The organism is Achromobacter sp. 1011791174, from assembly GCF_059760925.1.
The window spans coordinates 1-447 of sequence record NZ_JCBANH010000210.1 but is presented as its reverse complement, the minus strand read 5'-3'; the positions used below and the strand labels follow the sequence as shown (position 1 = coordinate 447).

Here is a 447-nt window from a genome sequence, read left to right as displayed (position 1 = left end):
AACTGGACCGATGTCGGCGGCAGGGTCAACGCGGGCTGGAACCAGGACGCCTACGCGATCTTCAGCGGCCAGAGCGGCACGGTGCTGGTCGACAGCAGCGCCAATGGGGCGATCAACGTGCAGGGCATGCAATTCGCCACCGATGGCTATGTCCTGCAGGGCAACGCCAGCGGGGACAAGCTGAGCCTGACGGGCGCGGCGGGAAGCGGGTCGAACGAGGCGACGATCCGCGTGGGCGATGGCACGGCGGCCGGCGCGGGCTACACGGCGACGATCGCCACGGTGCTTGACGGCGCGGCCAAGGTGGTCAAGACGGACCTGGGCACACTGGCGCTGTCCGGCGTCAACACCTACACCGGGGGCACGGCGGTCAACAGCGGCACGGTGCAGGTATCCCGGGACGCGAACCTGGGCGCGGCTTCGGGCGCGCTGTCGCTGGACGGCGGC

1 protein-coding gene is annotated in these 447 nt (G+C 70.5%); it reads left to right on the top strand.

From position 1 onward, the window contains the following. Positions 1 to 447: autotransporter-associated beta strand repeat-containing protein (locus tag AC6LJ5_RS30350; RefSeq protein ID WP_498142457.1), on the top strand; the 447-nt coding region annotated here is incomplete at both ends.